Source organism: Halorubrum sp. DM2 (assembly GCF_901686465.1).
Lineage (GTDB): Archaea > Halobacteriota > Halobacteria > Halobacteriales > Haloferacaceae > Halorubrum.
Genome location: NZ_LR594487.1, coordinates 1051951 through 1053013 on the forward strand (window position 1 = coordinate 1051951; position 1063 = coordinate 1053013).

The 1063-nt window shown below is 58.9% G+C and carries 2 protein-coding genes; one reads left to right on the forward strand and one right to left on the reverse strand.

What is annotated here, in order from left to right:
• Positions 1 to 52: 52 nt before the first annotated feature.
• Positions 53 to 406, reverse strand: a complete 354-nt coding sequence (locus tag QOL69_RS05430) for a DUF7471 family protein (RefSeq protein WP_283402338.1) — start codon at positions 404 to 406, stop codon at positions 53 to 55.
• A 164-nt stretch (positions 407 to 570) separates the two neighbouring features.
• Here QOL69_RS05430 and QOL69_RS05435 point away from each other — a divergent pair.
• Positions 571 to 1063: winged helix-turn-helix transcriptional regulator (locus QOL69_RS05435; RefSeq protein WP_283402339.1), on the forward strand; the 493-nt coding region annotated here is incomplete at its 3' end.

The following is a 1063-nucleotide window of genomic DNA, read 5'->3' on the forward strand; positions in this document are numbered from 1 at the left end:
AAGAATACTGAGACGAAATTCGATTCCCAGTCGCTTCGTCAAATATCGCTGTTCAGTCTGAGACGGTGTCGTTTCCGACCGATCCTGGCGCATGTGTGTACACCGTGTAGAGAATGATCGTTGCGATCAAAAAGTCGAGACCATGTCCGACGAAGTGGTGGATCGGCATTGGCACGATACCGAGGATCGTTCCAGTGCCCACAATCGATCGGAACAGCAGCATGCTGACCGCGACAGCGATCAGCTGGTACTGTCTTCCTCGACGACGACGATACGCGACGACGCTGACGACGGAGAGGATACCCGTACCCATTCCGGCGACGAGTGCAGCCGCGAGCAGCAGTAGTGATCCCTCTACGGACCACCCATCGATCGCGGACAACAGGAGGGCGATTGGCTGCATCACAACGGGCTTTGAACGGGGACGAACAAGAAAACGACCCTTCGATCGAGACTCCAGTGTAGTTCCGAACCGGTTTGTCGGCTAACACCGCGGTTTTGTCCGTTCCCAGGCAGAGATAACGAACGCACACGTTTTAGTCGGGTAACGGTTAGGTCGGCTGACCACAGATGCCGGACACCCGGACTCAGATCCGACGCCACGTTCGCGACACACCCGGTGTCCACTTCAACCAGGTCGGCCGCGATCTCGATATCGCGACCGGGCAAGTCCAGTACCATCTCCGTCGTCTCGTCCGTAACGACGAACTCGCCGTCGAGCGGATCGGCGGCCGCACACACTATTTTGCCCCGTCGTTCGATCCGTGGGAACGACGTGCTCTCGCGTTTCTCAGACGAGAGACCACCCGGAAAATCCTCATCCGGCTTCATGCTGACGGCCCGAAGCGACCGAAGACGCTCGCGAGCGATCTCGATCTCGCACGAAGTACGATCTCGTGGCACGTCTCGACGCTCGCGGAAAACGGGATCGTCGAGAAGTCCGACGAGCGGCCGATGACACTCACGTTGAACCGTCCGGACCGCACGGCCGAACTCATCGAGACAGTGTCGCCGTCGCTACCGGACCGGCTCGTCGATCGGTTTGTCCGGACCGTCGACGAAT